This window comes from Sphingomonas sp. Leaf230 (genome assembly GCF_001421745.1).
GTDB lineage: Bacteria > Pseudomonadota > Alphaproteobacteria > Sphingomonadales > Sphingomonadaceae > Sphingomonas.
Map to the genome: position 1 here is coordinate 62,972 of NZ_LMKW01000010.1, position 24,597 is coordinate 87,568.

Consider the following 24,597-nt stretch of genomic DNA (forward strand, 5'->3'; position numbering starts at 1 on the left):
ACGCCGATTGGGGGCATGCGCAAGCCCCACCCGGTTCGCGACGATGGCGGCTTGATTCGGTGCGGCGGGGGCGGCATGGCGGGCGGATGGTTCCCTTTTCGTTCGGCGGGCATGCGCTTCTGGCGTTGGCGCAAGGCGCGCTGTTCTGGCCGGAGCGGCGTGCGCTGCTGGTCGCCGACCTGCATTTCGAGAAGGCGAGCTGGTTCGCCAAGCGCGGCCAGATGCTGCCGCCGTATGATTCGATCGCGACGCTGGCCGATCTCACCGCGCTGGTCGCTGCAACGGGTGCGCGCGAAGTCTGGTGTCTCGGCGACAGCTTTCACGACAGCGACGGCTGCGAGCGGTTGCCGCAGCGCGCGCAGGACATGCTGCGGGCGATGACCGACGGGACGCGCTGGACGTGGATCACGGGCAATCACGATCCGGCGATCCTCGATCGGTGTGGCGGGGAGGTGGTGGACGAAGCGGTCGTCGATGGGCTGGTGCTGCGGCATGAGGCGGACCGGGTGGAGACGCGGCCGGAACTGTCGGGGCATTTCCATCCGAAGCTTCGGTTGCGCGTGCGGGGCAAATCAGTGGCGCGGCGGTGTTTCGTGGCGACGGCGACGAAGTTGATCCTGCCGGCGTTCGGGTCCCTGACTGGCGGGCTGGATGTGGACCATCCGGAGATCGTGCGTGCGGTTGGGGTTGGGGCCGAGGCTATGGTGCCGGTGGCGGACCGGATGCTGCGGTTTCCGGTTGCGGCCTGACGCGTGTCGCCGGGCAAGTAGATAAACCACCACCCCGGCGGAGGCCGGGGTCCAATTGCGGGCGGCTTATAACGGAGGTTCGTCCGCCGTTACTTCAACCTTTCCAATTGGGCTCCGGCCTTCGCCGGGGTGGTGGCCGTTCTAAGAAGGTCGCCCTCAGCTATAAATCGTCGGGAACGCCGCGCGGAAGGCGGCCACCTTCGGCTTGTCCCACATGACGACATACGGATGCGTCGGGTTCCGGTCGTAGAAATTCTGGTGATACGCCTCGGCCGGATAGAACGTGCCGGTCTCCAGCTTCGTCACGATCGGGCCGGAGAACGCATGCGTGGCACCGAGCTGCGCGATGTACGCGCGCGCGACCTGTGCCTGCGCCGGCGACTGCGGGAAGATCGCGGAACGGTAGCTGGTGCCGCTGTCCGGACCCTGGCGGTTCAGCGTCGTCGGATCATGCGCGATCGAGAAATACACGCGGAGCAACGTGCCGTAGCTCACAATGCGGGGATCGTAGGCGATCCTGATCGCTTCTGCATGCCGGGTCGTCTCGGCGGATACCTGGTCATAGGTCGCGGTCGCCTTGGTGCCGCCGGCATAGCCGGTCGTGACGGCCTTCACGCCCTTCACATGTTCGAACACCGCTTCCATCGTCCAGAAGCAGCCGCCGGCTAGTACCGCGGTCTGGATACCGGGCGCCGCGGGAAGGTCGGTCTTGACGGCGGGGATGACGACGGCGCGGGCGCCTTGCGCGGTGCCGGTGGCAATAAACGCACCGGCGATACCGACGGCGGCGAGCGTGGCGAGAAGCGGCTTTTTCATGTTCTGATACATGGGGTTGCGCTTGCGCTTCGCTAGGCCATCGTTGCAGTTATCAAGTGGGCAGTTATCGCGCGGTGGCGAAGACGCTGTGCTCGAAATGGCTGGCGAAGGTCTGGCGGGCTTCGGCGGGCTGCAGTGCGAGCAAGCCGATGGCGCCGAGGACGAAACCGCCGCTGAACTGCCAAAAGAAACTCGACTTTACGATGCTGCGCATGATGCGATCCCAATGAAACCCGGTGATGGCGCCGACCGGATAGGTCAGCGTCAGTTACGGACCGGCATGTCGTAGAGATGCCGGCCAACCACAATGTCGTTTTTAGAAACTCTCGATTAACGCGCCGTGGCCGATGCGTTCATCGTGCAGCAGGCATCGGCCGGAAGGGTTGCCGGAAGATGTCGCCGCGTGTCTCGAATGTTGCCGGCGTTATTTCAGCGCGGCGCAGGCCGTCTGGATGCGCGTGCAGGCCTCACGGAGCAGCGCGTCCGAGGTTGCGTAGCTGATCCGGAACGCGGGACTGAGGCCGAACGCGGCGCCCTGGACGACGGCCACCTTGGCGTCGTCGAGGAGATAGCCGACCATCGCCTCGTCGGTGTCGATCAGGCGGCCGTTCGGCGTCGTCTTGCCGATCAGCTCGGCGAAAGAGGGGTACACGTAGAACGCACCCTCCGGCGTTGGGCAGTGCATGCCGTCGATGTCGTTGAGCATCGAGACGACGAGGTCGCGACGGCCCTGGAACGCAGTGTTGCGCTCGGCGAGGAAGGACTGGTCGCCGTTCAGGGCGGCAACAGCGGCGGCCTGGGCGATCGAACAGGGGTTCGAGGTCGACTGCGACTGGAGCTTGGCCATCGCCTTGATCAACCACGACGCGCCGGCGCCGTAACCGATCCGCCAGCCGGTCATCGCATAGGCCTTCGAGCAGCCGTTGACAGTCAGCGTACGCTCGAACAGTTCGGGGCACGCCTCGGCGATCGTCGCGAACTTGAAGCCGTCATAGACGATGTGCTCGTACATATCGTCGGCGAAGATCCACACGTGCGGATGCTTCGCCAGTACCGCGCCGAGCGCCCTGAGTTCGTCGATCGTGTAGCCGGCACCGGTCGGGTTCGACGGAGAGTTGAGGATCACCCACTTGGTCTTCGGCGTGATCGCGGCGTCAAGCGCGGCGGGATCAAGCTTATAGCCGACCTCGGGGCCCGCCTTGACGATGACGGGCACGCCGCCGGCGAACTGCACGACGTCGGGATAGCTGACCCAATAGGGCGCGGGGATGACGACCTCGTCGCCCGGATCGATCGTTGCGACCATCGCGTTGAACAGGGTGTGCTTGCCGCCGACGTTCACGCTGATCTGATCGGTGGTGTAGGTGAGGTTGTTGTCGCGCGCGAACTTGGCGACGATCGCCTGCTTGAGTTCGATCGTGCCGTCGACGTTGGTGTACTTGGTCTTGCCGTCGCGGATCGCCTGGATCGCGGCCTCTTTCACGAAGTCCGGCGTGTCGAAATCGGGTTCACCCGCGCCAAGGCCGATCACATCGACGCCTGCGCGCTTCAGTTCGAGGACGCGCGAGGTGATCGCGAGCGTCGGCGAGGGGCTGATGCGGCCGAGCGCGGCGGATGCGTGCATGGTGTAACCTTTGCGGTTGTCCGCGAGCGTCGCCGCGGAATTCGCGGGCGCTATACGCTCCGGGGGATCGAATTCGCAACCGTAACGATGGCGGGAATGAGCCCGCGGACCGCATTTCCGATGAAGAATCCGGCGGTCAGGTCGGCTCGGGTCAGTGGCGCCTCGGTTGCGCGGCCCGATTCGAGAAGGTCGGCGCGGAGAATGCCTGGGAGCAGGCCATGCCGTAGCGGCGGCGTTACGAGCGCATCTCCACGCTGCACGAACAGCGACGTGAAGCTGCCTTCGGTGAGGAAGCCTTCCGCGTCCTCGAACACCACCTCGAACGTGCCCGCGGCCTTCCGAGCGTCGTCGTAGAAGGCGCGGGCGCTCGTCTTGTGGCGGAGGCGGAAGTCGGTCGCGGAGACCGGCAGCGGGACGATCGCAACGGTTGCTTGCGCAGGCGAGTGCGGGAGCGGTGCCGCCTCGATCGCGATCGCGCCGGATGGGCTGAGCAGCAGGCGGATGCGGCGGGGTCCGCGCAACCGGAAGGTGGCGGCCTGGAGTTCGTTGCGCGCCGTGTGGCGGTCGAAGGTGAAGCCCAAGGCCTCTGCGCTCGCCTTCATCCGCGCGAGATGCGCTTCGAGGCGGGGCAGGCCGTCGTCGGGATCGAACGCCATCGTCTCGATCAGGTCGAAGCGGCGCTGGCCCGCGGTGACGAACGCGCCCTTCGCGTGGCATTCGTCCCATTCGGCATCCGCCGCACTGTCGGCGACGATACCTGAGCCGAGACTCATCGTCGCCGCGCCGTCTTTGATGGCGATCGTGCGGATCGCGACGTTGAAGATCGCATCGCCGTTCGCGTCGAAACGGCCGATCGCGCCGGTGTAGATGCCGCGGGTGCGGGCTTGCTCGACCTCGGCGATGATCTCCATCGCGCGCTGTTTCGGCGCGCCGGTGATCGATCCGCAGGGGAACAGCGCGGTCAGGACGTCGACCGCGTCGCAGGTAGGTTTCAGGGTTGCGGTGACGGTCGAGGTCAGCTGGTGGACGGTCGGATAGGTCTCGACGGTGAACAGGTCGGGGACCGCGACCTGGGTGGCGACGCGCGACAGGTCGTTGCGCATCAGGTCGACGATCATGAGGTTCTCGGCGCGCTGCTTCGGGTCGGCGGCGAGTGTATCGGCGAGCGCGCGATCGGCGTCGGGAGTGTCGCCGCGCGGCGCGGTGCCCTTCATCGGGCGGCAGGTGAGCGTGTCGCCGTCGAGCGCGAAGAAGAGTTCGGGGGAGAGCGACAGGAAGCGCGTCTCGCCGGTGTCGATGAGCGCGCCATAGCCTGCCTTCGACTGGCTTCGTAGCCGGGCGTAAAGCGCGAGCGGGTCGCCGACGAACGGCACGGTGGCGGCGAAGGTGAGGTTGGCCTGGTAGATGTCGCCCGCCGCGATCAGGTCGAGCACGCGCGTCAGGCTGGCGTCGTAGGTGGCGCGGTCGATCAGCGGCTCAGGCGCACCGGTCCACGCGCCGGCGGGGTCGGGGAGGAGGGCGGCAACGTCTTCGGGTGCGATCGTCTCGTACTCGGCGAACAGGCCGAACCAGAGCAGCGGGCCTTCGGTGCGGACGTCGACGGGCTTCGATGCAAGCGCAACGCCGGCTTCGTAGGTGAGGTAGCCGGCGGCGTGCAGCCCTTCCACGCGGGCGTCGCGGAGTGCGTCGAGCGCGGGGCGGACCTCGGCGAGCGTGTCGGCGCGGACGATCCGGACGGGGTCTCGGTACAATCGCGCCGGGGCACCTGCCGCGCGGGCGTCATCGAGCAACACGTAGGGCGCGGTCCACATCGTCGCGACTGTTGCACGGAGCGCGGGGCAAACCGCAAGCGGCGATTGCTCCTACCGCCGCGCTCTCCTATTTCGAGGGCATGACAAATCCTCCCCTCCGCGCTGCGATTGTACCGGTCACGCCGATCCAGCAGAACTGCACCATCATCTGGTGCACCGCGACGATGAAGGCGGCGGTGATCGATCCGGGCGGCGACCTGCCGCGGATCATGGCGGCGGTCGAACAGGCGGGGGTCACGGTCGAGAAGATCCTGCTGACGCATGGGCATATCGATCACGCGGGGGGCGCCAAGCGGTTGTCGAACGATCTCGGCGTGCCGATCGAGGGGCCGCACGAGGCGGATCGCTTCTGGTTGCAGCGGCTCGATCAGGATGGGCCGAAATACGGGATTTCGGGGGTGAATTTCGAGCCGGACCGGTGGCTGGTCGAGGGCGACACGGTGTCGGTCGGGGATCTCGTGCTCGATGTGTACGAGACGCCGGGGCATACCGAAGGTCATGTGATCTTCCACCACGCGCCGTCGAAGTTCGCACAGGTGGGGGATGTGCTGTTCCAGGGGTCGGTCGGGCGATCGGACATGCCCGGGGGCAATCACGAGACGCTGGTGAAATCGATCGTCGAGAAGCTGTGGCCGCTGGGGAACGATACGAGCTTTATTCCCGGTCATGGGCCGGCGAGCACGTTCGCGCATGAGCGGGCGACGAATATGTTCGTGAGCGATCGGGCTTTGGCGGAGTAGCGGCTGCTCGCAACGCTAGCTGTTTCCCCGCGGAGGCGGGGGCCCAGGCTCAACCAAGGGCGGTACGCTTGGCCCCTGGGCCCCCGCCTTTGCGGGGGATCAAGAAGAAACGCGCACGTCGCAATTTCTCCACCCCGGCGAAGGCCGGGGCCCAATTGGAAAGGTTGCTGTAACGAGGCATGGCCCGTGCCAATCTACCGTCCCCAATTGGGCCCCGGCCTTCGCCGGGGTGGTAGCTAGCGTGAGAGTTGGTCTTACTTTCGCTCCGCTGCCGTCTCAGCCCGCACCGACTTGAACTCCGAACCGTCTCGCCATTCCGGCCACAGGCGGCTGTTGGCCAGCTTAGTCGCGATCGTCTTGAACAGGTCCACATCCTGCGCCGCGCCGCGCAGGTCCCAGTCGGCGCCCCACGCGTCACACGTCTGATGATAGCATTTCATATAGCCGTCGAGCCAAGCCTGCCCCGCGGTCCGGCCTCCCTTAACCAGATTAGGTGCGCCGCTGATCGCCATCAGCAACAGCGTGGGCACGCCGCGCCGCGCGACCGAGAAATGGTCGGCGCGGTAGAACAGCCCGCGTTCGGGAAGCGCTTCGGGGGTGACGACACGGCCTTGCGCTTTCGCGGCATCGCCCAGCATGTCCTCCAGGCTGTTTTGGCCGGCTCCGACCAGCATGACGTCCTTCGCGGGGCCTGCCGTCTGGAGGATGTCGAGCGTCAGATTGGCGACCGTCTTGGCGGCCGGATAGACCGGGTTTACCGCGTAGGTCTCCGAGCCCAAAAGCCCCCGCTCCTCGCCGCTCCACAGCGCGAAGACGAGGCTGCGGTCGGTGCGGGGGGTCTTGGCGAAATTGCGCGCGAGTTCGAGGACGCCCGCCACGCCGAGACCGTCGTCGTTGGCGCCGGGGCGGATGGTGCGCCCCTGCGCATCGGGCGCGCCGATGCCGTAGGCGTCCCAGTGTGCGCCGAACATCACGACTTCGTCCGCGTGCTTGGTGCCGGGCAGCTTGGCGAGCACGTTCTGGCTCACGGCGGTGTCGTGCTTGACCGGCAGGTCGGTGGTGAACGCCTGCTTCAGCGCGACCGGGCGGAAGTCGCTTCGCCGCGCCGCTTTCCGTAACGCCGCCAGGTCGAGGCCGGATGCGGAGAACAAGCGGTTCGCTGCGCCCCCTTCGAGCCAGCCCTGGAGCATCACCCGCGATTCGGGATCCTTCCGGACAATATCGTAATTTTCGCCGGCGGGAGCGGTGACCGTGTTCCAGCCATACCCCGCGCCGGCCGTGTCGTGGACGATCAACGCGCCGACCGCGCCACGCCGCGCGGCCTCTTCGTATTTGTACGTCCAGCGGCCGTAATAGGTCATCCGGCGGTCGCCGAACTTGCCCTTCGCATCGTCGCCGGCGATCGCTTCGAAATCGGGATCGTTGACGAGGAAGACCGCGACCTTACCCTTGAGGTCGAGGCCCTTGAAGTCGTCCCAGCCGCGCTCGGGCGCGCTGACGCCGTAGCCGACGAACACCATCGGTGCGTTCTCGATCGCGACGCGGTCAACGCCGCGGACGGTGCTGAGATACACGTCGCGGCCCTGTACCAGCGCAGTGTCGCCGGCGCGGACGTTGCCCGCGCCCATCCGAGTGTGGACGAGCGGCACAGGTTGCGTCCAGCTGCCGTTCGGGCCGCCGGGTTGTGCCTTCATCGCCTTGAACTGCGCGATCAGCCAGGCGATCGCCTTGGTCTCACCGGGGGTGCCGGGCGCACGGCCTTCGAACGAGTCGGAGGCGAGCGTCTTCACGTCGGCGGACAACCGCTCTGGCGATACCTGCGCGGCGGCCGGTGAGGCAGCCAGCAGCGTCGCGGCACCCCATAAACGAAGCGCGCTCATGCCCGGCCACCCGACGGCACGACCTGGAAGGTCTTGGCAGTGGGCACGCTGTTCGCCTGATACGCGATCGTCAGCGCCCAGCCGGCGAGTACCGCCATCAGCGCCCAGGTCGCCAGCGCGCCCCCGGCCCGCGGCACGCTCGACGACGTGCGGTCCATCCCGAACGCGTGCGCGACTCGTGCGATCACGAACACCGCGCCGGCGATCCACAGCCAAAGCGTCGATCCGCCGGCGAGCTCGATCAGCCCGATCAGGATCAGGATGAACGGCGCGTATTCGGTGAAGTTGGCATGCGCGCGCATCCGTGCCTGCAGGCGCTGGTTGCCGTCGTCGCCGATCAACACGCTTTCCTTCACGCGCATCGGCACGATTCGGAAGGCGAGCCACAGGTTGACGACGGCGGCAGCCGCGGCGATCGTCAGCGTTACGGGTAATATCACGGCGTTGCCCCTCGAATATCAGGTCTTTTGTCAGGCGCATGCCCTGCCACTGGACATCAGGGGTTGCAACGTGGGGGGCAGAAGCTTGCAACGCGGGGTGAAATCGCTATAGCGCCACGCTTCGCGAGCGTCAGGCCGCATGGGTTGCTTCAGGCGGCCGGCATTCTTGTCGGTTGCCTGTGTCCCGTGTCCGGACGTACTCGGAGCCCCGACCTTTAGATTGAACAAGGTGCCGAAATGGCCGTCCCCAAAAGAAAAACCTCGCCCTCCAAGCGCGGCATGCGCCGTGGCCACGACTCGCTCACGATCGCGTCGTTCCAGGAATGCCCCAACTGTGGCGAACTGAAGCGTCCCCACAACCTGTGCGGTTCGTGCGGTCACTATAACGGTCGTGAAATCCTCTCGATCGAGGGCTGAGGCTTCCGTCCGGAACCTCTAACTTGAACGAAGGATAAGCGATGCCCGACAGCGGCTGGATCGCGGTCGATGCGATGGGTGGCGATGACGGGCTGGCAGTGATGCTCGCCGGTGTCGCCCGCGCGCGTCACCAATTCGAGGGCATGCGCTTCCTGCTGGTCGGCGACGAAGCTGCGATTCGCGAGGGGCTGAAGGCTCATCCGAACCTGTCGCAGCATTCGGAGATCGTCCACGCGCCGGAAGTCGTCGGGTCGAGCGACAAGCCGACCCAGGCGATTCGTCGCGCCAAGAAGACCTCGATGGGCATCGCGATCGACCTGGTGAAACAGGGTCGCGCCGCCGCTGCGGTGTCGTCGGGGAATACCGGCGCGCTGATGGCGATGGCGAAGCTGTCGTTGCGCATGCTGCCCGGGATCGACCGGCCGGCCCTCGCGGCGCGTCTGCCGACGCTGGGCGACACCGACATGGTGATGCTCGACCTCGGCGCGAACACCGAGTGCGATGCGCGCAACCTCGTCCAGTTCGCGATCATGGGCGCCGCCTATGCCCGCACCGCGCTCGACATCCCGCACCCCCGCGTCGCGCTGCTGAATATCGGCAGCGAGGACATGAAGGGTACGGATGAGATCCGCGATGCGGCCGCGCAACTGCGCGCGACGCCGGCCGTCGACATGCAGTTCAATGGCTTCATCGAAGGCGACCGTCTGTCGCGTGGCGAAGTCGACGTCGTCGTGTGCGACGGATTTTCGGGCAACATCGCGCTCAAGACCGCCGAGGGCACCGCGCGATTCGTCGCCGACTTGCTCAAGCGTGCGTTTCGCAGTTCGGTGCGGTCGAAACTCGGCTTCCTGATCTCGCGGCCGGCGACCGAATTGCTGCGCGATCACCTTGATCCCAACAATCACAATGGCGCGGTTTTTCTGGGGCTCAACGGCATCGTCGTGAAGAGCCACGGCGGCGCCACCGAGCGCGGCGTCGCGACGGCGATCGGCAATGCCGCGAAGATGGTCCGCAATGATCTGGTCCGGCGCATCGCCGATGATCTTGGCAGCGTGGAGAAGGCGGCATGATCCGGTCTGTGGTCATCGGCACCGGCTCTGCCCTGCCCGCGCGCCGCGTCTCCAACGCCGAGCTGGCGGAACAGGTCGACACCAGCGACGAGTGGATCGTCGAGCGCACCGGCATCCGCTTTCGCCACATCGCCGGCGAAGGCGAGACTACCGCCACGCTCGCCGCCGACGCATGCCGCGCGGCTTTGACTGCGGCCGGAATCGAAGCGGAGAGCATCGACCTGATCGTGCTCGCCACCGCGACGCCCGACCAGACCTTCCCCGCCAGCGCCACCAAGGTGCAGGCGATGCTCGGCATCGACGACTGCGTCGCGTTCGACGTCGCCGCGGTCTGCTCGGGCTTCCTGTACGCGGTGCAGGTGGTCGACAGCATGATCCGCAGCGGCGTCGCCAAGCGCGCGCTGGTGATCGGTGCCGAGACGTTCAGCCGCATCCTCGACTGGGAAGACCGGACGACCTGCGTGCTGTTCGGCGACGGTGCCGGCGCGATCGTGCTGGAGGCGCGGGAGACCGCGGACGACGGCGGTCGCGGCATCCTGACGACCAAGCTGCACGCGGACGGCCGTCACAACGAGCTCCTCTATGTTGATGGCGGCGTCTCTACGACCGGGACCGTCGGCAAGCTTCGCATGAAGGGCCGTGAGGTGTTCCGCCACGCGGTGACCAACCTAGCCTCGGTGATGACCGAGTCGCTGGCAATGGCTGGCTTGTCTTCGGAGCAGGTCGACTGGGTCGTGCCACATCAGGCAAACGCCCGCATCCTCGACGCAACCGCACGGAAACTTGGCCTCGCGGCGGGCAAGGTGGTCGTCACGGTCGACCAGCATGCCAACACCTCGGCGGCCTCCGTGCCGCTCGCGCTGGACGTGGCCGTGCGCGATGGACGTGTCCGACAAGGCCAGATCGTCGTGCTCGAGGCAATGGGCGGCGGCTTCACTTGGGGCGCGGCGGTTATCCGCTTCTAATCCCGTAGAAAGAGATCGATTCGCTTGTAGAACAAAAGTTCTTCCGGTCGCGATGCTGCTTGTGTAGAGAAGCGCCGAGACTGGGAGCTTGCGAATGACGATGACCGGTACATTGACGCGCGCCGATCTGGCTGAGTCCCTCCACCGCGAGGTAGGATTGTCGCGTGCGGATTCCTCGAAAATCGTGGAACAGATCCTTTCCGAGATGTGCGGTGCGCTGTCCGAAGGCGAGAACGTCAAGATCTCGGGGTTCGGCACGTTCGTGCTCCGCGACAAGGGCGAGCGCGTCGGCCGCAACCCGAAGACGGGTATCGAGGTGCCGATCGCACCGCGCCGCGTCCTGACGTTCCGCGCGAGCCAGATGATGCGTGAGCGCATCGTCGGTGCCGACTGATCCGGTCATGCCCGATGACGCCGATACTTCCGGTGGCGACTTCACGGACGACATCGGCGTAGCGGGCGATCTCGGTTCCGACGACCGCGGCAGCACATCCATAGGTGCCGTGGGTATAGCGGCGGCGGGTCCGGGCAAGGCAGGCGCTGCGTTCAGGACGATCGGCGAACTCTCGCGGGAGACCGGCCTGCCACAGCATATCCTGCGCTATTGGGAGACCCGGTTTCCGCAGCTACGACCGCTGCAGCGCGCAGGAAACCGACGCTATTACCGTGCCGAGGATGCGGTATTAGTCCGGCGCATCGATACGCTGCTCAACCGCGAAGGCTATACCGTCCGCGGCGTGCAGCAGTTGCTTGCGGCCGAAAAGACCACGCCGGTCACGACAGACACGATAGAGCCGGTGATGCCCGCGCTGCGTGCGATCCGCGCGCTCTTGGCCCAGGCGCTGGCCGAGGACGGCCGGCGCGCATAACGCGCCGTGCGTAACTGGGTATCGTAAAGGAGAGAGGGGAAGGACGGTGCCCTCCCCCTCGCCGATCTCAATCCTCGCTGCCGAGCGTCTTCTTGGCGGCATCAAGCGCTGCCCTGCCGCCCTTGCGAACGGTCTTCACCGCGTCTTCCGACGCCTTTTCGACCGTCGCACCAGCCTTGCGACCAAGCCCGATCGACTTCGCCATCGCACGGCGCGCTTCCGAATAGGTCGCGGCGACCATCGGATAGTCGGACTTCAGGTTGAAGCGCTCGCGATACTGCTCTGGCGTCATGCCATTGGTCGACAGGTGACGACGCAGCGTCTTGTACTTCTTGCCGTCGAGCATCGAGATGATGTGATCGGGCGATGCCAGCGACTTACGCACCGAAACGGCTGGCTCGGACGTCGGCTGTGCCGTTGCCTCGGGTTCCGCTTCGCCATTGCCGACCAGCTTCTCGACTGCCGAATGCATCGCGACGAGGAACGCAGGCACGTCGTCGGCAGCGGTGCGCGTATTGGGATTGGCAAGCCATGCTGCCGTCAGTTCGGCGGCAAGCTCAACGGTATTCAATGTGTCAGTCACGGTATGTCCTTGAATTGAAAATGCGCCCCTGCTGGCAGGCGCTTACTATGTTTGTATGAAATTTAACACCAGGTGTTTAACATACGTGCATCATTACATTTTGTTCATCGTCCGACATAATATAATCGACCGAACTAATGCTGGTTGGGCAGAATCGCAGCTTTGTCATTGATCATCAGATGTCGGACCACATCGTTATTTCTTGTGATGTGCCGAAACTGCACGCGCGACGCGATGATCTCATGTGACGTTAAACGTACTACATACTTACCTATCGGGCGCCGACGACACAGGAAGCCGCCAAACGGCTCCTGTTGCTTGCCCCCCGCCACGAATTTGCGACAGGTCGCCGGCCATTCTGCAAGCTTGGACTGCGCACGAGATTGCCGCGAGCAGTCCTCGATACGCGCCCTATCTCTATTTCGACGCGGCAACGATGCAATATAGGAGGATTGGTACGCCAACCACGATGATCATGAGGAGCAGATTCAAGTCGATGAAGTGGTTCAGCCAGCTCGACTTCTTGCGAGCCTGACTATCGCTATTGTCGTCGGAATAGTCCTCGACAATTTCCAACTCAAATCGATTTGAGAAGAATCCCCTTGGTCGCATTCTAAGAAACGACCGAGAGGTACGTTCTTGGCGCTCGATATCGCCGCCCGCCCTAGGAGCACTAGCTGGATCAGCTTTCTGTTTCGACACTGTGCGGTTTCCGTTTACTCGAGATCATGGGCGCGCAGAGCACGTCCCAAAGGTCAGATCGAATAAAGCCCGAACTCGAACGACGAACAGCCGCGAGTTCGGGCTAACCGCGTGCGGCGAGTTGGCCCGAATGGTCGAGGAAACGCTTATGTGTCGCAGGAGCGTACATGCAAGTTACATCGGAGCCGTGACCATTAATGTCAACACGCATCGGACGTGACTAAAAGGCCGCTCGACGTCAGCGGCTTGGTCTTGCTGCCAATTAAAGACGGTCGGGCAGCAAACGTGCCGCCCGACCGTCAGGGCCTCACCTTCAGGCGAGCGTCAGGCCGACATCGACGTTGCCGCGCGTGGCGTTCGAATAGGGGCAGATCTCGTGCGCGGCATCAACCAGACGCTGCGCTTCGGCGCGGTCGATGCCTGGCAACGACACCGTCAGGTCGGTGGTGATCCCGAAACCGCCAGCCGAGCGCGGGCCGATACCGACTTTCGCGGTGACCGCGATGTCGTCGGGCAGCTTCACCTTCAACTGCTGGCCAGCGACCTTCAGTGCGCCGATGAAGCACGCGGAATAGCCGGCTGCGAACAGCTGCTCTGGGTTGCTGCCGTCGCCGCCTGCGCCGCCCAGTTCCTTCGGCGTCGAGAGCGCGACGTCGAACCGGCCGTCCTGCGACCGTGCATGGCCGTCGCGGCCGCCGGTTGCGGTGGCTTCGGTGGTGTATTTTACATCGACGGACATGCTGAAATCTCCATATTGCTTATCGCGATAACTATCTATGACCTCGCGGTATCGAAGTCCAGTAAGATTTGCCGCGATAAGCAATTTTATGTACGGTCGGGCGTGAAGGAGCCTGCCGTGTCCGATCCCCTGCCCCTCGACGACCAGCTCTGCTTTTCGCTGTATGCCGCGACGATCGCGATCAATCGTGCGTACAAGCCCGTGCTCGACCGGCTCGGCATCACCTATCCGCAGTTCCTCGTGCTCCAGACGCTCAACGAGGCGGAGGATGGCTGTTCGATCGGCGCGATCGCGGAACGGCTCGCGCTCGAACCGAGCACGATCACGCCGTTGGCGAAACGGCTGGAGGCGGCGGGGCTGGTCACGCGCATCCGCAACCCCGCCGATGAGCGACAGGTGCGCGTACGGCTGACCGAGACCGGCAGGGCGCGGTGGACGGAGACCGGGTGCCTCGGCCCGCTGATCGTCGAGCGGTCCGGCATGACGCAGGATCGACTCGCGGCCCTGAACGTGGAGGTCGCGGCGCTGCGGCGAGCGCTCGCAGGGGACCGTCCGGTAACGCAGTGACGCCCGTATTGCGGCTCTACGATCACCCGATGTCCTCCAATCCACGCGGCGAGGTGCTGGCGCTGCTGATCGACGGCGCGACCGTGTTCGAATCGACGATCGTTCTGGAATATCTGGAGGACCGTTGGCATTCGGGGTCGCAACCGACGCGCTAGTCAGGATCGTTATGGGCTGCGCGCCCGAGTGCCGAGCTCTACATCGCCTATCCACTGGAGCGCAGCGCATCGGTGAAGATTGCCGCCCTGACCCAGAGCCTCAGGGGTTCGTTCGGCGATCCGCCCTATTGGGATTTGCCGCCGAGCGATCGCGGCGTGCCACCTTCGGCCTAGGATCGCATTCCGGGATACGCCCGGATAGGCTGCGGCGTTTCGATCTGGCAGGGAGGCCGTGATGACGACGCTCGCCAAGCCCTTCGTAGAGCCCCATACCCCCTCCCGCGCCACTACCGTCCTGCCGACGGTCGCCGACCTGCCCTGGCTGGTCGGGTATGCGCTCGCGTTCCTGGCGGCGCATCATATCGCCGCCGAATGGGGCGGGCGCGGTTTCTATTCGCTGCTGTATCCCGCTGCCGGCTTCCGCATCGCGTTGCTGTGGCGGCGTGGGCCGCGGTTGACCCTTGCGATCATCGTGACCGAGATCCTCGTGCAGATAGGCACCGGCGTGATCGATCCGCGGTCGGCGGGATGGCTGACCGCGCTGATCGGCGTGATCCGTCCGCCGCTGGTCTATGGCCTGATCGTGCTGCTGGTCCGGACGATGGCGGATCGTGCGCAAACGAGCATGAGCGTTGCGCCGATGCCGCTCGGCCTCGCCTCGGTCGGCGCGCCCGCCGCCGCTGCGTTGACCGCGCTACCCTGGTCGTTGCTACGCCCCGATCTCACCGGCGTGTCCGGACTGCGCGAGACGGTGACGTCGCTGACCGGTTTCGTCGTCGGCGACCTGCTCGGCGTCCTGCTGCTGGCGCCGCCCGTGCTCTGGGTGGCGGACCTTGCGACGGGCGGCACATTGCGGCCCGGACGTCCGAGCATGGCGTCGGTCGCCGAGGCCGTGCTGATCCTGGTCGCGTCGTTCGCGATCGAGATCCTGCTCGCGCGGATCGGCCTGGGCACGCCGCATACCCCCGTGCTGCTCGCGGTCGCGTGGATCGGGCTGCGGTTCGGGCGGCTGGCGAGCTGGCTGGCGATCGTCGTCGTCGCGGCGATGGTCCTGCCGCAGACCGCGATGCCGATGGACATGGGCGGGCGCCTCGCGCTGCACATGAGCCTCGCCTCGATCATGGTCGTCGGGTATCTCGCCGGCAGCTTCGCGGATGCGCAGGCCAGGGTGCGGGTCGATCTCGAACGCCGCGATCGCCTGTTGTTTCGGGCCGAACGGCTGAAGACGTTGCGGGCGATGTCGGTGGCGGTCATCCACGAGATCAGCCAGCCGCTCTCGACGCTGGCAATCGAGGCCAAGCATCTGCACGAGCTGACCGTCTCGGCCGATGTCGAGATCGCGACGACTGCGGCGCTGATCGATCGCAAGGCCGCCGCATTGTCGACCTTGGTCCGCCGGCTGCGGCGGTTCGGCGGGCGGACGGTCGACGTGCCGACGCCCCTGCCGCTCGCGACGTTGATCGACACCGTCGCGGCGCTGGCCCGGCCCGAGGCGAAATCGCACGGTGTCACGCTGTCGATCGATGCCGTCGCGCCCGACCTCGTCATCCTCGCGCAGGAAGTCGAGCTGGCGCAGGCGATCGTCAACCTGGTGCGCAACGCGGTCCAGGCTTGTGGCAACGGCACCGTGACGCTCGGCGTGACCCGCACGAACCGAGGCGTCGAGCTGATGGTCGTGAACGGATCGCGACCCGCCCGCCCCGAGCAGTCCGGCATGGGCGTCGGCATCCTCGTCGCCCGCGCGATCGTCGAAGCGCATGGTGGCACCCTGTCGCGCGTCACCGATACCGCCGGCGAAACCCGCGCGACCATTGCCCTTCCGCTCGTTGGAGAGCCCGAATGACCGATACGGCGTGTGGCATGGTCTATGTCGTCGATGACGACCAGGATCTCGGCGCGGCGGTCGCCCGGCTGCTTCGCCGTCACGGCCATGTCGCGGAACCTTTCCTGGATCCCGCCCCGTTGCTGGAGGTGTACGAGCGCGCCCCGGCGCACTGCATCGTCACCGACGTGATGATGGGCGAGATCGACGGGTTCGACTTTGCCGATCGCGTCCGACTGCTCGACCCTGCGGTCGCGATCATCTTCATGACCGCATGGCCGACGACCGCCAACGCGGTCGATTCGGTGCGTCGCTATGGCGGCCTCGACTATCTCGAAAAGCCGATCGACGAGGACCGGTTGCTCGCCGCCATCGCCGAGGGGGTCGCCTGGTCCAAGGCGCAACGCTCGGCACTCGCACGGACCGCGGGGCTGACGCCGCGGCAACGCGAGGTGTTCGACCTGCTGGTGAAGGGCCACAACAACCAGGCGATCGCCGCCGCGCTCGCGATCAGTCCGAAGACGGTGGAGGATCACCGCGCCGCGATCGTCGCGAAGACCGGCACTAACGGCATCGCCCAGCTGATCGCGCTCGCACGGTAATCTGCGCGGTCGATCGGACCATCGGATCAGTAAGCTTGACGTGGATTCGGGCGATGCGGTCGGCGGCTGCTTGAACGTTTGCGACGGATGGTCACTCTGCACGCGCCGACCGATCTCGCTCGTCATCATCGGCGCTGTCGGCAATGCATGACGCGTCTCGGTATATTTCCCGGATTGGGTGCGCTTCGACACCGGGATACGCATTCTGGACGATGATCCAACCAGATCGGATGAGAATTGCGCGCTTTGAAGGAACTCTCGGTTCCCTGTCGCATGAATGTCGGCGGCAAATGGTCGAACGGATGCATTCATGACGTGTCCGACAAGGGCCTGCTCGTATCGAGCAGCGAACCGCCGATCCTCGGCACCTATGTCGACATCCGCCGTGGGACTCTCGTCATCATTGGTCGCGTGGTGTGGAACGGCGGCAGCCGCTTCGGCGTAAGGACGCAGGACCCGATCAGCCTTGCCGCATTGTTGAGCGAACCCGTCCTGAAACATCGCCCCCCCGCCGCCGACGCCGACCGCCGCGCGATGAAGCGCGAACAGTCTGCCCGGCGGATCGTCGAGCAGACCGACCGTACCAAACGCCGCGCATCCGCATTCCAGTTCATCTGCCTCGCGATCATCGGCGCGGGTATCGCCTGCTTCGCGGCCATGTCCTGTTACCAGGCGCTGGTGGCTCCACTCGGTACGACCGTCGACGTGCTCGCCGGCGCGGTGAGCTGACGCGCCTGCGGTGAATGACGGTCTTCTGCGCGCCGTTCTTCCGAGCGGCGCGAGCCGGCGACTTAACGGGACGGCACTTTCACGCGGCTATGCGACCGAAGCCGATCGATTGGTCCATTCGATCATCTTGGTCGTGGCGACGGCGGTTTGCGCTTCCGTGCCGACGATCCGCTCCTGCGTCGTCGTCGAGCGCAGCGACTGGACCTTCAGCATCGCCAGGATCACCACGACGTCGCCGCCCTGAACGGACAACGTGGTTTGGGAATTCGACGGCTTGATGCCGTTGCGCGCCATCGCGGTCTCGACGGTGTACGTACCGGGCGGGACCTCGGCCATGACGAACTGGTTCATCCGAATCTGCCCCGACGCGACGCCGTGGATGTCGATTTTCATACCCGCCATGCCACCCATGAAGCCGCGCCGCACGACATAGATCCGCGCGCTACCCGCAACCGGCCGAAGCGTCCGCGCGTCCGCAATAAGGGCAGGCGACGCAGTCTTACCGACCCTGTTGCCGGACAGCGACCAGATCACGAACGCGATGGCGGCGACGAACAACCCTCCGAAGATCGCGACCGCCGCGCCGCCGGACAAGGATTGCGCCCCCGTCATGCGAACATCACGCCGAAGAATGCCGCTATCCCGGTGAAAACAAACTACTTAGTATTATTCGGCCTCATATCTACTCCTCGGATATTCTGTAGAGTTGCGCCGCTATTGAGCGGTCTGCGCCGACTACTGTTCGTGTATTAGCGCGCTACATTGCCCGATCAAGGCCGCCGCGCTGAACGACTGAACGCTCCCGATCGGCTTTGCCCTGCCGTGCGCGGCCGGTACCAGCCGACTGTCGCAACGGCGCCCGCCCCGCTAAGGAAGGCACCGCAATCATCGGGACGTGAGACAGACGCATGGCGCGCAAACATTCGAAACACGGTCCCTATGAAGATCCGCAGGCCGAGGAGGACGCGCCCGTCGCGGTCGTCGCGTGCTGGCTATGTGGTCGCCCGACCGGCAAGACCATCGTCTGGCACCATCCCGTCCCCAAGAGCCGGGGCGGCCGCGACGTCGTGCCGATGCATCCGATCTGCCAGCAGACGCTGACCGCGAACTTCACCAATTCCGAGCTGCAACGCCACGGCATGGACGTCGAGGGGCTGCTGGCCGACCCCTCGGTGCGCAAGTTCGTCGACTGGGTCGCGAACAAGGACCCCGATTTCACCGCGACGCTGACCAAGAAACAGCGCTGATCGCAGGGCGGCGGTGCGCGCCCGCATCTCGACAGCGAGATGACGGCACACCACATTCCGGTCAACGGAGTGCCGCCATGACCAGTTACCGCAAGACCGAAGATGCCGTCGCCGCGCTGACGCCCGAACAATATCGGGTGACGCAGGAGAATGCGACCGAGCGTCCCGGTTCCGGTGCGTTGCTGCACACCAAGGACGCGGGGATCTACGTCGACATCGTCTCGGGCGAGCCGCTGTTCGCCAGCGCCGACAAATACGAGTCCGGTTGCGGTTGGCCGAGCTTCACGCGGCCGATCGAACCGGCGAACGTCAAGGCTAGGCGCGACTGGTCGATGCTGATCCCGCGTACCGAAGTTCGCTCGGCGCATGGCGACAGTCACTTGGGTCACGTCTTCAAGGACGGCCCGCGAAGCCGCGGCGGCCTGCGCTACTGCATCAATTCAGCGGCGCTGCGCTTCGTCCCGCGCGGGGAGATGGCCGCGCAAGGCTATGCCGCGTATCTCGATCAGGTCGAGGAAGTTCCGGCCAGGACCGAACGCGCGGTACTCGCCGGCGGATGCTTCTGGGGCATGCAGGACCTGATCCGCGCGCTGCCCGGCGTGGTCTCGACCCGCGTCGGCTATTCGGGCGGGGACATCGCCAATGCGACGTATCGCCGCCACGGCAACCATGCCGAAGCGATCGAGATCGTCTTCGATCCGGCGCGCACCAATTTCCGCACGCTGCTCGAATTCTTCTTCCAGATACACGACCCGACGACGGTCAACCGGCAGGGCAACGATCGCGGCGTGAGCTACCGTTCGGCGATCTTCTACACCGACGACGATCAGAAGGCGGTCGCGCAGGAGACGATCGCCGACGTCGAGGCATCGAGGCTATGGCCGGGCAAGGTCGTGACCGAACTCTCCCCGGTCGGCGATTTCTGGGAGGCCGAGCCCGAGCACCAGGATTACCTAGAGCGCAAGCCGAACGGCTATACCTGCCATTTCGTCCGCCCGAACTGGAAACTGCCGCGCCGCGCCGAAGCGGCCTGAGCGCGGCGCGCATATTGATCAGCCTGCCTCGCGCTGCCAGTTGTCGCGCTCGGCGAACACGCGCGTGACCTCCGCCATGTTTTCGGTCCCCCAGGTGCACAGCGGCGCCAGCGCCTGGGCGAGGCTGCGGCCCATCGGCGTCAGCGTATAATCGACCCGGGGCGGAACCTCATGGTAATCCGTCCGCGTCAGCACGGCGTCCGCCTCCAGTTCCTTCAGTTGCTGGATCAGCATCTTGTCGCTGACGCCGCGCACCGCACGCTTAAGCTCCCCGTAGCGGTTGGGCCGCTGCAACAGGAAATACAGGATCAGCGGTTTCCATTTTCCCGCGATGATGCGGAGCGTGACGTCGAGACCGCAGGTGAAGCCGTCAGTCGGGGGCGCAATTGTCATAACCGTACTTACCAAAAGGTGCATACTTGTCGATAGGTATGCGCTCCGCCAGCTAAGGATCTTCGCAACCACGGAGACGACAGATGGACAGACTGAACGGCAAGACGGCGATCGTGACCGGCGGCGGCAGCGGGATCGGCCTCGCATCGGCCAAGCGCTTCATCGACGAGGGCGCGTTCGTCTACATCTTCGGGCGGCGGCAGGACGCGCTCGACGCGGCACTGGTCGAGCTCGGCGAGAATGCCCGCGCGATCAGCGGCTCGGTATCCGACATGGCCGACCTCGATCGCCTGTTCGAGACGGTCCGGACGGAGCGCGGTTCGCTCGACATTCTGTTCGCCAATGCCGGCACCGGCGAGCTCGTCCCGCTCGGCGAGATCACGCCCGAGCATTACGACCGGACGTTCGACGTCAACGTGAAAGGGCTGCTGTTCACGGTGCAGAAGGCATTGCCGCTGATGCGGTCGGGCGGCTCGATCATCCTCACCGGGTCCAGCACGAGCGTCATGGGAACGCCGCGGTTCAGCGTCTACAGCGCGACCAAGGCGGCGATCCGCAATTTCGCGCGCAGCTGGGCGCTCGATCTGCGCGGCACCGGCATTCGCGTCAACGTGCTGTCGCCGGGACCGACCAGGACCGAACTCGCGCTCGAGGTGGTCGGCGAGGATGCGATGGCGGACATGGGCGCCGGTACCCCGATCGGCCGAATTGGCGACCCTGCCGAGATCGCCGCTGCCGCTGCCTTCCTGGCGTCCGCGGACAGCAGCTTCATGACCGGCAGTGAAATGTTCGTCGACGGAGGCGTCGCACAGATCTGAATGGCGCGAGGTTGTGCCGCTAGCGGTGCAGCCTCGCCCAGTTTCGACGGAGCTTCGAACGGGTCGAGCGCGACCGCTTGTTGCAGTTCGAGCGGACACGGGCGGCGCTTGCGGGAAATCCTGCCGCATCCTACCCCCGTGTCATCGCATCCAAAGGAACACGCGTTGTCCGTCAAACTGCTGCTTGCCGCTTTCCTGTCCACGACCGTCGGCAGCGCCGCGGCAAGCGCGCAGGCGTTGCCGCCTCCCGTCGCGCAACCGGGTGAGAGTGCGGACGATGCGCGGCTCAAGCGGGTGTTCTACGACAGCGACGAGGCGAGCCTGAAACGCAATCCGATCGAGGGGATCTTCCGGGGCGATTTGCGCTATGCGGACCGGCTCGGCGATTATCTGACCGATGCGTATCTCGCGGCCGAACGCGCGGCGATCGAGCATGATCTGGCCGCGCTCAAGACGATCGACCGGACGAAGCTGACCGCGACCGACCAGATCGCGTACGACGTGTTCAAGACGCGCAACGAGACCGACCTGGCCGGCTATGCCCCCGCAATCGTCAGGGTCGAGCGCGACCTGCCGATCGACCATTTCAACGGGTTCCAGACCTTCTATCCCGACCTCGCATCGGGCAAGGGCGCAGCGCCGTTCAAGACGCTCGTCGACTATGAGAACAACCTGAAGCGCAACGCGCAATATGCCGCGGTGCTCGACCGCGCGATCGGGCTGTTCCGCCAGGGCATGAAGGACAGGATCGTCCAGCCGAAGCTGGTCGTGACCAACATGATCCAGGAGTTCGACAACCTCATCGCGGAGGGCGTCGAGGGATCGACCTTCTACGGCCCGGTGAAGACCTTCCCCGCGTCGATCCCGGCGGCCGACCAGACGCGGCTGAAAGCGGCCTATGCAGCGCAGATCCGCGACGTCATCACGCCTGCGCACCAACGGATGCGGGACTTTCTCGCCAAGACGTACCTGCCGGTTGCGCGCGACACGGTAGGCCTGTCCGCGCTGCCCGGGGGCGATGCCTATTATGCCTATCTGATCCCCAAGAACACCACGCTGCCGATGATCGCCGAGCAGGTCCACCAGCTCGGCCTGTCCGAGGTCGCGCGGATCCTGAAGGGGATGGAGACGCAGAAGCAAGCGGTCGGGTTCAAGGGCGACCTGCCCGCGTTCTTCACCTTCCTGCGGACCGACAAGCAGTTCCAGCCGAGTTCGGTCGATCAGTTGCGCGACGGCTATCGTGCGATCGAGAAGCGCATCGACCAGCGCATTCCCGAGCAATTCTCGCTGACGCCGAAGACCGCGCTCGAGATCCGCCCGGTCCCAGCCTTCAAGGAAAAGACCGAGGCCGGTGGCTCGTATCAGGGCGGCACGCCTGACGGCCTGCGGCCCGGGGTATTCTATTACAATACCTACGACCTGCCCTCGCGCTACATGTGGGAGATGGAGACGCTGTTCCTGCACGAGGGCGTGCCGGGGCATCATTTCCAGATCAGTCTCGCGCAGGAGAACACCGCGCTGCCCGCCTTCATGCGGTTCGGCGGCAACACGGCGTATGTCGAGGGCTGGGCGCTCTATGCCGAAAGCCTGTGGAAGGAGTTGGGCATGGAGACCGATCCGTATCAGCGGATGGGTGGGCTGAACGACGAAATGCTGCGCGCGATGCGGCTGGTCGTCGACAGCGGCATCCATGCCAAGGGTTGGACGCGCGATCAGGCGATCGACTACATGCTCGCCAACTCGCCGATGGCGCGGACCGATGCGACTGCGGAGGTCGAGCGTTACATCGCTATTCCGGGGCAGGCGCTGGCCTACAAGATCGGCCAGCTGACGATCTCGCGGACCAAGGCGAAGGCGCAGGCGGCGCTCGGCGCGAAGTTCGATCCGCGCGATTTCCATGCGCAGGTGCTCGATACCGGATCGCTGCCGATGCCGGTGCTCGAACGCAAGATCGACGCCTGGATCGCTGCCGGCGGCGGGGCAGCGAAATAATCGTACGGGCGCCTCTTCGTTAGAATGGTTCGGCTGGCGCCTGGTGGACGGGGTTTACCCCTGCCTCACCAAGCGCCAGTCGTGAAGCGCGGCGGGGACGACGCGTGAGCAGCTTGGCCGCCTCGCGCCTAGGCCTTCCTCAGCGACTTCACTGCATGATCGGCGGCGCGCGCGGTCAGGGCCATGAAGGTCAGCGACGGATTGACGCACGAGATCGACGCCATCTGCGCGCCGTCGGTGACGTAGAGGTTCGACGCCGCATGTGCCTGGCTCCATTCGTTGAGCACAGAGGTGCGCGGGTCGCGGCCCATGCGCGCACCGCCCATTTCGTGGATCGCGTCGCCGGGGACGTGCTCGCTTTCCGAACTCTTGACGTTGGTGAGCCCTGCACCTTTCAGCATCGCCTCGCCTTGCGCCCGGGCATCGGTCATCATCTTCAGTTCGTTGTCGCGGAAGCGGACGTCGAAGCGGGCTAGTGGCACACCGAACCGGTCGACCTTGCTGGCGTGCAGCGAAACCTTGTTGTCGGCATAGGGCAGGCATTCGCCGAACGCGCCCATGCTGAACCGCCACGGCGCGTATTTGCGCATGCCCTGCTTCATTGATGCACCGAACCCGACCGGCGCGGCGGGGTTGCGATACGCGCTGCCCTGATAGCCATAGCCGCGCTTGAAGCCGACGCCCTCGTCGCCGCCGATGTTGCGGAAGCGCGGAACATAGACGCCACCTGGGCGGCGACCGAATTCGATGAACTCCTCCATGCCGGGGATGTCGCCTTCGATCCCGACGCGGAAGATGTGGTCCATCACATAGCGGCCGAGCGTCCCGCTCTCGTCGAAATAGCTGCGGTCGCTGCCCGGTGCGCGCGAGTTCATGAGGATCTGCGTCGAGGCGATCGCCGAAGCGCAGAGGAAGACGAGATCGGCGTTGACCGTTTCCGCCTGGCCGGTCTTCGCATCGATATAGCGGACGCCGGTGACCTTTTTCCGTGCCGCGTCGTACACGAGGTTAGTGACGACCGAGTCCGACTTGAGCGTCAGCCGGCCGGTCGCGCGCGCGGCCGGCAAGGTGACGGCTTGGGTCGAGAAATAGGCACCGAACGAGCAGCCATTGCCGCACTGGTTGCGGAACTGGCACTTGGTGCGGTTCTGGTCGGGCTTATCCTCGGTCATATTAGACAACCGGGTGTTGATCAGCTTGCGACCGGGGAACTTAGTTTCAAGACCCTGCTTCAACCACTTCTCGGCGACGTTCATCGGCATCGGCGGCTGGAACTCGCTGTCGGGCAAATAGGCGAGGTTCTCGCGCGAGCCCGATACGCCGATGTATTTCTCGACATAGCTGTACCACGGCGCGACGTCGTCGTAGCGGATCGGCCAGTCGCCATCGATGCCGTCCCGCTTGTTCGCCTCGAAATCCTCAGGGCTCCAACGAAAGCACCAGCGGCCCCAGATCAGCGATTTGCCGCCGACCGCGCCCGGCCGGATCCAGTAGAACTTGCTGCCCTCGTCATAAGCGTACGGGTTCAGCCGGTCGTCATTGTGGAACTCGCGGTTGCTGGGCTGGACATAGCCGTGCTTGGCGATGAAATAGTCGCTGTCCACCAATGGCTTGGGCATGATGTTGCGCGCGGGTACCTCGTATGCGGGCTTGCCGTCATAGGTGTAGCCTTCGCCGTGCTCGACCATCTTGCCACGATCCAGCATCAGGACGCGGAGGCCCTTTTCGGTCAATTCCTTCGCAGCGAAACCGCCGCTGACGCCCGAACCGATTACGATCGCGTCGAACTTGTTGGACTCGGCCATGATCTTCCTCTCCTAATATCCTGTAAGA

At 65.2% G+C, this 24,597-nt stretch carries 27 protein-coding genes; 16 read left to right on the plus strand and 11 right to left on the minus strand.

Features of this window, described 5'->3' with window-relative positions; genetic code table 11:
* The first annotated feature begins 86 nt into the window (after positions 1-86).
* A complete protein-coding gene (pdeM, locus tag ASE82_RS12265; protein WP_056063617.1) occupies positions 87-749 on the plus strand; it encodes a ligase-associated DNA damage response endonuclease PdeM in 663 nt (220 codons plus the stop codon).
* A gap of 156 nt (positions 750-905) precedes the next feature.
* Here pdeM and msrA read toward each other — a convergent pair whose 3' ends face one another.
* From msrA to pabB, 4 genes are all read right to left on the minus strand, one after another.
* Positions 906-1,565: a peptide-methionine (S)-S-oxide reductase MsrA gene (msrA, locus tag ASE82_RS12270; RefSeq protein WP_056064666.1), complete on the minus strand. Its 660-nt coding sequence runs from the start codon at positions 1,563-1,565 to the stop codon at positions 906-908.
* Between the two features lie 64 nt (positions 1,566-1,629).
* Complete coding sequence (locus tag ASE82_RS19855; RefSeq protein ID WP_200910720.1) at positions 1,630-1,779, minus strand: hypothetical protein; 150 nt, start codon at positions 1,777-1,779, stop codon at positions 1,630-1,632.
* A gap of 210 nt (positions 1,780-1,989) precedes the next feature.
* The gene (locus ASE82_RS12275) at positions 1,990-3,189 is read right to left on the minus strand and encodes a pyridoxal phosphate-dependent aminotransferase (protein ID WP_056063620.1); all 1,200 of its coding nucleotides are present in this window, start codon (positions 3,187-3,189) and stop codon (positions 1,990-1,992) included.
* Positions 3,190-3,239: 50 nt separating this feature from the next.
* A complete protein-coding gene (pabB, locus tag ASE82_RS12280) occupies positions 3,240-5,000 on the minus strand; it encodes an aminodeoxychorismate synthase component I (protein ID WP_056063623.1) in 1,761 nt (586 codons plus the stop codon).
* 80 nt (positions 5,001-5,080) lie between these two features.
* Here pabB and ASE82_RS12285 point away from each other — a divergent pair, with 80 nt between their 5' ends.
* Positions 5,081-5,740, plus strand: coding sequence for an MBL fold metallo-hydrolase (locus ASE82_RS12285; protein ID WP_056064670.1), 660 nt, complete (start codon positions 5,081-5,083; stop codon positions 5,738-5,740).
* A gap of 254 nt (positions 5,741-5,994) precedes the next feature.
* On the opposite strand, the gene ASE82_RS12290 is transcribed toward ASE82_RS12285, so the two are convergent.
* A complete protein-coding gene (locus ASE82_RS12290) occupies positions 5,995-7,620 on the minus strand; it encodes a M28 family metallopeptidase (RefSeq protein WP_056063626.1) in 1,626 nt (541 codons plus the stop codon).
* Positions 7,617-8,060, minus strand: coding sequence for an MAPEG family protein (locus ASE82_RS12295; protein WP_056063629.1), 444 nt, complete (start codon positions 8,058-8,060; stop codon positions 7,617-7,619). Before ASE82_RS12295 ends, ASE82_RS12290 begins: the two co-directional genes overlap by 4 nt.
* Positions 8,061-8,297: 237 nt before the next feature.
* On the opposite strand from ASE82_RS12295, the gene rpmF reads away from it, so the two are divergent.
* The 5 genes from rpmF to ASE82_RS12315 all read left to right on the plus strand — a co-directional run bounded on the left by rpmF (position 8,298) and on the right by ASE82_RS12315 (position 11,381).
* The gene (gene rpmF / locus ASE82_RS18955) at positions 8,298-8,477 is read left to right on the plus strand and encodes a 50S ribosomal protein L32 (protein WP_056054400.1); all 180 of its coding nucleotides are present in this window, start codon (positions 8,298-8,300) and stop codon (positions 8,475-8,477) included.
* 41 nt (positions 8,478-8,518) lie between these two features.
* Positions 8,519-9,547 carry a phosphate acyltransferase PlsX gene (gene plsX, locus ASE82_RS12300; protein WP_056054397.1) on the plus strand — a complete coding sequence of 343 codons (1,029 nt, stop codon included), beginning with the start codon at positions 8,519-8,521 and terminating at the stop codon, positions 9,545-9,547.
* Complete coding sequence (locus ASE82_RS12305; protein ID WP_056063632.1) at positions 9,544-10,512, plus strand: beta-ketoacyl-ACP synthase III; 969 nt, start codon at positions 9,544-9,546, stop codon at positions 10,510-10,512. The genes plsX and ASE82_RS12305 overlap by 4 nt, the downstream gene beginning before the upstream one ends.
* A gap of 94 nt (positions 10,513-10,606) precedes the next feature.
* Positions 10,607-10,906, plus strand: coding sequence for an integration host factor subunit alpha (locus tag ASE82_RS12310; protein ID WP_056063634.1), 300 nt, complete (start codon positions 10,607-10,609; stop codon positions 10,904-10,906).
* A gap of 115 nt (positions 10,907-11,021) precedes the next feature.
* Positions 11,022-11,381, plus strand: coding sequence for a MerR family transcriptional regulator (locus ASE82_RS12315; protein WP_056064673.1), 360 nt, complete (start codon positions 11,022-11,024; stop codon positions 11,379-11,381).
* Between the two features lie 67 nt (positions 11,382-11,448).
* Here the strand turns inward: ASE82_RS12315 and ASE82_RS12320 are convergent, their stop codons facing one another.
* Positions 11,449-11,964, minus strand: a complete 516-nt coding sequence (locus ASE82_RS12320) for a MucR family transcriptional regulator (RefSeq protein ID WP_082441484.1) — start codon at positions 11,962-11,964, stop codon at positions 11,449-11,451.
* A 1,015-nt stretch (positions 11,965-12,979) separates the two neighbouring features.
* The gene (locus ASE82_RS12325) at positions 12,980-13,405 is read right to left on the minus strand and encodes an organic hydroperoxide resistance protein (protein WP_056063640.1); all 426 of its coding nucleotides are present in this window, start codon (positions 13,403-13,405) and stop codon (positions 12,980-12,982) included.
* Positions 13,406-13,522: 117 nt separating this feature from the next.
* Between ASE82_RS12325 and ASE82_RS12330 the strand changes: the two genes are divergently transcribed.
* The 5 genes from ASE82_RS12330 to ASE82_RS12345 all read left to right on the plus strand — a co-directional run bounded on the left by ASE82_RS12330 (position 13,523) and on the right by ASE82_RS12345 (position 17,280).
* Positions 13,523-13,972 carry a MarR family winged helix-turn-helix transcriptional regulator gene (locus ASE82_RS12330; RefSeq protein WP_056064676.1) on the plus strand — a complete coding sequence of 150 codons (450 nt, stop codon included), beginning with the start codon at positions 13,523-13,525 and terminating at the stop codon, positions 13,970-13,972.
* A 29-nt stretch (positions 13,973-14,001) separates the two neighbouring features.
* A complete protein-coding gene (locus ASE82_RS20260) occupies positions 14,002-14,127 on the plus strand; it encodes a glutathione S-transferase N-terminal domain-containing protein (protein WP_268795427.1) in 126 nt (41 codons plus the stop codon).
* Positions 14,128-14,362: 235 nt separating this feature from the next.
* Positions 14,363-15,970, plus strand: coding sequence for a sensor histidine kinase (locus tag ASE82_RS12335; RefSeq protein WP_056063643.1), 1,608 nt, complete (start codon positions 14,363-14,365; stop codon positions 15,968-15,970).
* Positions 15,967-16,551, plus strand: a complete 585-nt coding sequence (locus tag ASE82_RS12340) for a response regulator transcription factor (protein ID WP_056063646.1) — start codon at positions 15,967-15,969, stop codon at positions 16,549-16,551. Before ASE82_RS12335 ends, ASE82_RS12340 begins: the two co-directional genes overlap by 4 nt.
* Before the next feature lie 246 nt (positions 16,552-16,797).
* Positions 16,798-17,280 (plus strand): PilZ domain-containing protein, encoded by a 483-nt coding sequence (locus tag ASE82_RS12345; RefSeq protein ID WP_263817037.1) that lies wholly within the window; start codon positions 16,798-16,800, stop codon positions 17,278-17,280.
* 87 nt (positions 17,281-17,367) lie between these two features.
* Here ASE82_RS12345 and ASE82_RS12350 read toward each other — a convergent pair whose 3' ends face one another.
* Positions 17,368-17,892 carry a DUF2846 domain-containing protein gene (locus tag ASE82_RS12350; RefSeq protein ID WP_056063652.1) on the minus strand — a complete coding sequence of 175 codons (525 nt, stop codon included), beginning with the start codon at positions 17,890-17,892 and terminating at the stop codon, positions 17,368-17,370.
* 296 nt (positions 17,893-18,188) lie between these two features.
* On the opposite strand from ASE82_RS12350, the gene ASE82_RS12355 reads away from it, so the two are divergent.
* Both ASE82_RS12355 and ASE82_RS18960 read left to right on the plus strand, forming a co-directional pair.
* On the plus strand, positions 18,189-18,527 hold the full coding sequence (locus tag ASE82_RS12355; RefSeq protein ID WP_056063656.1) for a hypothetical protein: 339 nt from the start codon (positions 18,189-18,191) through the stop codon (positions 18,525-18,527).
* 77 nt (positions 18,528-18,604) lie between these two features.
* Entirely contained in the window at positions 18,605-19,561 is a 957-nt protein-coding gene (locus ASE82_RS18960) for a bifunctional methionine sulfoxide reductase B/A protein (protein ID WP_082441485.1), read from the plus strand.
* Between the two features lie 18 nt (positions 19,562-19,579).
* Here ASE82_RS18960 and ASE82_RS12365 read toward each other — a convergent pair whose 3' ends face one another.
* The gene (locus tag ASE82_RS12365) at positions 19,580-19,954 is read right to left on the minus strand and encodes a winged helix-turn-helix transcriptional regulator (RefSeq protein ID WP_056063659.1); all 375 of its coding nucleotides are present in this window, start codon (positions 19,952-19,954) and stop codon (positions 19,580-19,582) included.
* Positions 19,955-20,037: 83 nt separating this feature from the next.
* On the opposite strand from ASE82_RS12365, the gene ASE82_RS12370 reads away from it, so the two are divergent.
* Positions 20,038-20,772, plus strand: a complete 735-nt coding sequence (locus tag ASE82_RS12370) for an SDR family NAD(P)-dependent oxidoreductase (protein ID WP_056063663.1) — start codon at positions 20,038-20,040, stop codon at positions 20,770-20,772.
* 165 nt (positions 20,773-20,937) lie between these two features.
* Positions 20,938-22,764 carry a DUF885 domain-containing protein gene (locus ASE82_RS12375; protein WP_056063668.1) on the plus strand — a complete coding sequence of 609 codons (1,827 nt, stop codon included), beginning with the start codon at positions 20,938-20,940 and terminating at the stop codon, positions 22,762-22,764.
* Between the two features lie 128 nt (positions 22,765-22,892).
* Here the strand turns inward: ASE82_RS12375 and ASE82_RS12380 are convergent, their stop codons facing one another.
* Positions 22,893-24,569: a GMC family oxidoreductase gene (locus ASE82_RS12380; protein WP_056063672.1), complete on the minus strand. Its 1,677-nt coding sequence runs from the start codon at positions 24,567-24,569 to the stop codon at positions 22,893-22,895.
* Positions 24,570-24,597 lie beyond the last annotated feature (28 nt).

Bases quoted from the DNA above. Each gene is read 5' to 3' on its own strand.
- ASE82_RS20260 (WP_268795427.1), top strand. From the start codon at position 14,002: ATGTCCTCCAATCCACGCGGCGAGGTGCTGGCGCTGCTGATCGACGGC.
- ASE82_RS12370 (WP_056063663.1), top strand. From the start codon at position 20,038: ATGGACAGACTGAACGGCAAGACGGCGATCGTGACCGGCGGCGGCAGC.
- ASE82_RS12290 (WP_056063626.1), bottom strand. From the start codon at position 7,620: ATGAGCGCGCTTCGTTTATGGGGTGCCGCGACGCTGCTGGCTGCCTCA.
- ASE82_RS19855 (WP_200910720.1), bottom strand. From the start codon at position 1,779: ATGCGCAGCATCGTAAAGTCGAGTTTCTTTTGGCAGTTCAGCGGCGGT.
- pdeM (WP_056063617.1), top strand. From the start codon at position 87: ATGGTTCCCTTTTCGTTCGGCGGGCATGCGCTTCTGGCGTTGGCGCAA.
- ASE82_RS12365 (WP_056063659.1), bottom strand. From the start codon at position 19,954: ATGACAATTGCGCCCCCGACTGACGGCTTCACCTGCGGTCTCGACGTC.
- ASE82_RS12325 (WP_056063640.1), bottom strand. From the start codon at position 13,405: ATGTCCGTCGATGTAAAATACACCACCGAAGCCACCGCAACCGGCGGC.
- ASE82_RS12380 (WP_056063672.1), bottom strand. From the start codon at position 24,569: ATGGCCGAGTCCAACAAGTTCGACGCGATCGTAATCGGTTCGGGCGTC.
- msrA (WP_056064666.1), bottom strand. From the start codon at position 1,565: ATGAAAAAGCCGCTTCTCGCCACGCTCGCCGCCGTCGGTATCGCCGGT.
- ASE82_RS12355 (WP_056063656.1), top strand. From the start codon at position 18,189: ATGGCGCGCAAACATTCGAAACACGGTCCCTATGAAGATCCGCAGGCC.
- ASE82_RS12335 (WP_056063643.1), top strand. From the start codon at position 14,363: ATGACGACGCTCGCCAAGCCCTTCGTAGAGCCCCATACCCCCTCCCGC.
- ASE82_RS12310 (WP_056063634.1), top strand. From the start codon at position 10,607: ATGACGATGACCGGTACATTGACGCGCGCCGATCTGGCTGAGTCCCTC.
- ASE82_RS18960 (WP_082441485.1), top strand. From the start codon at position 18,605: ATGACCAGTTACCGCAAGACCGAAGATGCCGTCGCCGCGCTGACGCCC.
- pabB (WP_056063623.1), bottom strand. From the start codon at position 5,000: ATGTGGACCGCGCCCTACGTGTTGCTCGATGACGCCCGCGCGGCAGGT.
- ASE82_RS12305 (WP_056063632.1), top strand. From the start codon at position 9,544: ATGATCCGGTCTGTGGTCATCGGCACCGGCTCTGCCCTGCCCGCGCGC.
- rpmF (WP_056054400.1), top strand. From the start codon at position 8,298: ATGGCCGTCCCCAAAAGAAAAACCTCGCCCTCCAAGCGCGGCATGCGC.
- ASE82_RS12285 (WP_056064670.1), top strand. From the start codon at position 5,081: ATGACAAATCCTCCCCTCCGCGCTGCGATTGTACCGGTCACGCCGATC.
- ASE82_RS12340 (WP_056063646.1), top strand. From the start codon at position 15,967: ATGACCGATACGGCGTGTGGCATGGTCTATGTCGTCGATGACGACCAG.
- plsX (WP_056054397.1), top strand. From the start codon at position 8,519: ATGCCCGACAGCGGCTGGATCGCGGTCGATGCGATGGGTGGCGATGAC.
- ASE82_RS12275 (WP_056063620.1), bottom strand. From the start codon at position 3,189: ATGCACGCATCCGCCGCGCTCGGCCGCATCAGCCCCTCGCCGACGCTC.
- ASE82_RS12350 (WP_056063652.1), bottom strand. From the start codon at position 17,892: ATGACGGGGGCGCAATCCTTGTCCGGCGGCGCGGCGGTCGCGATCTTC.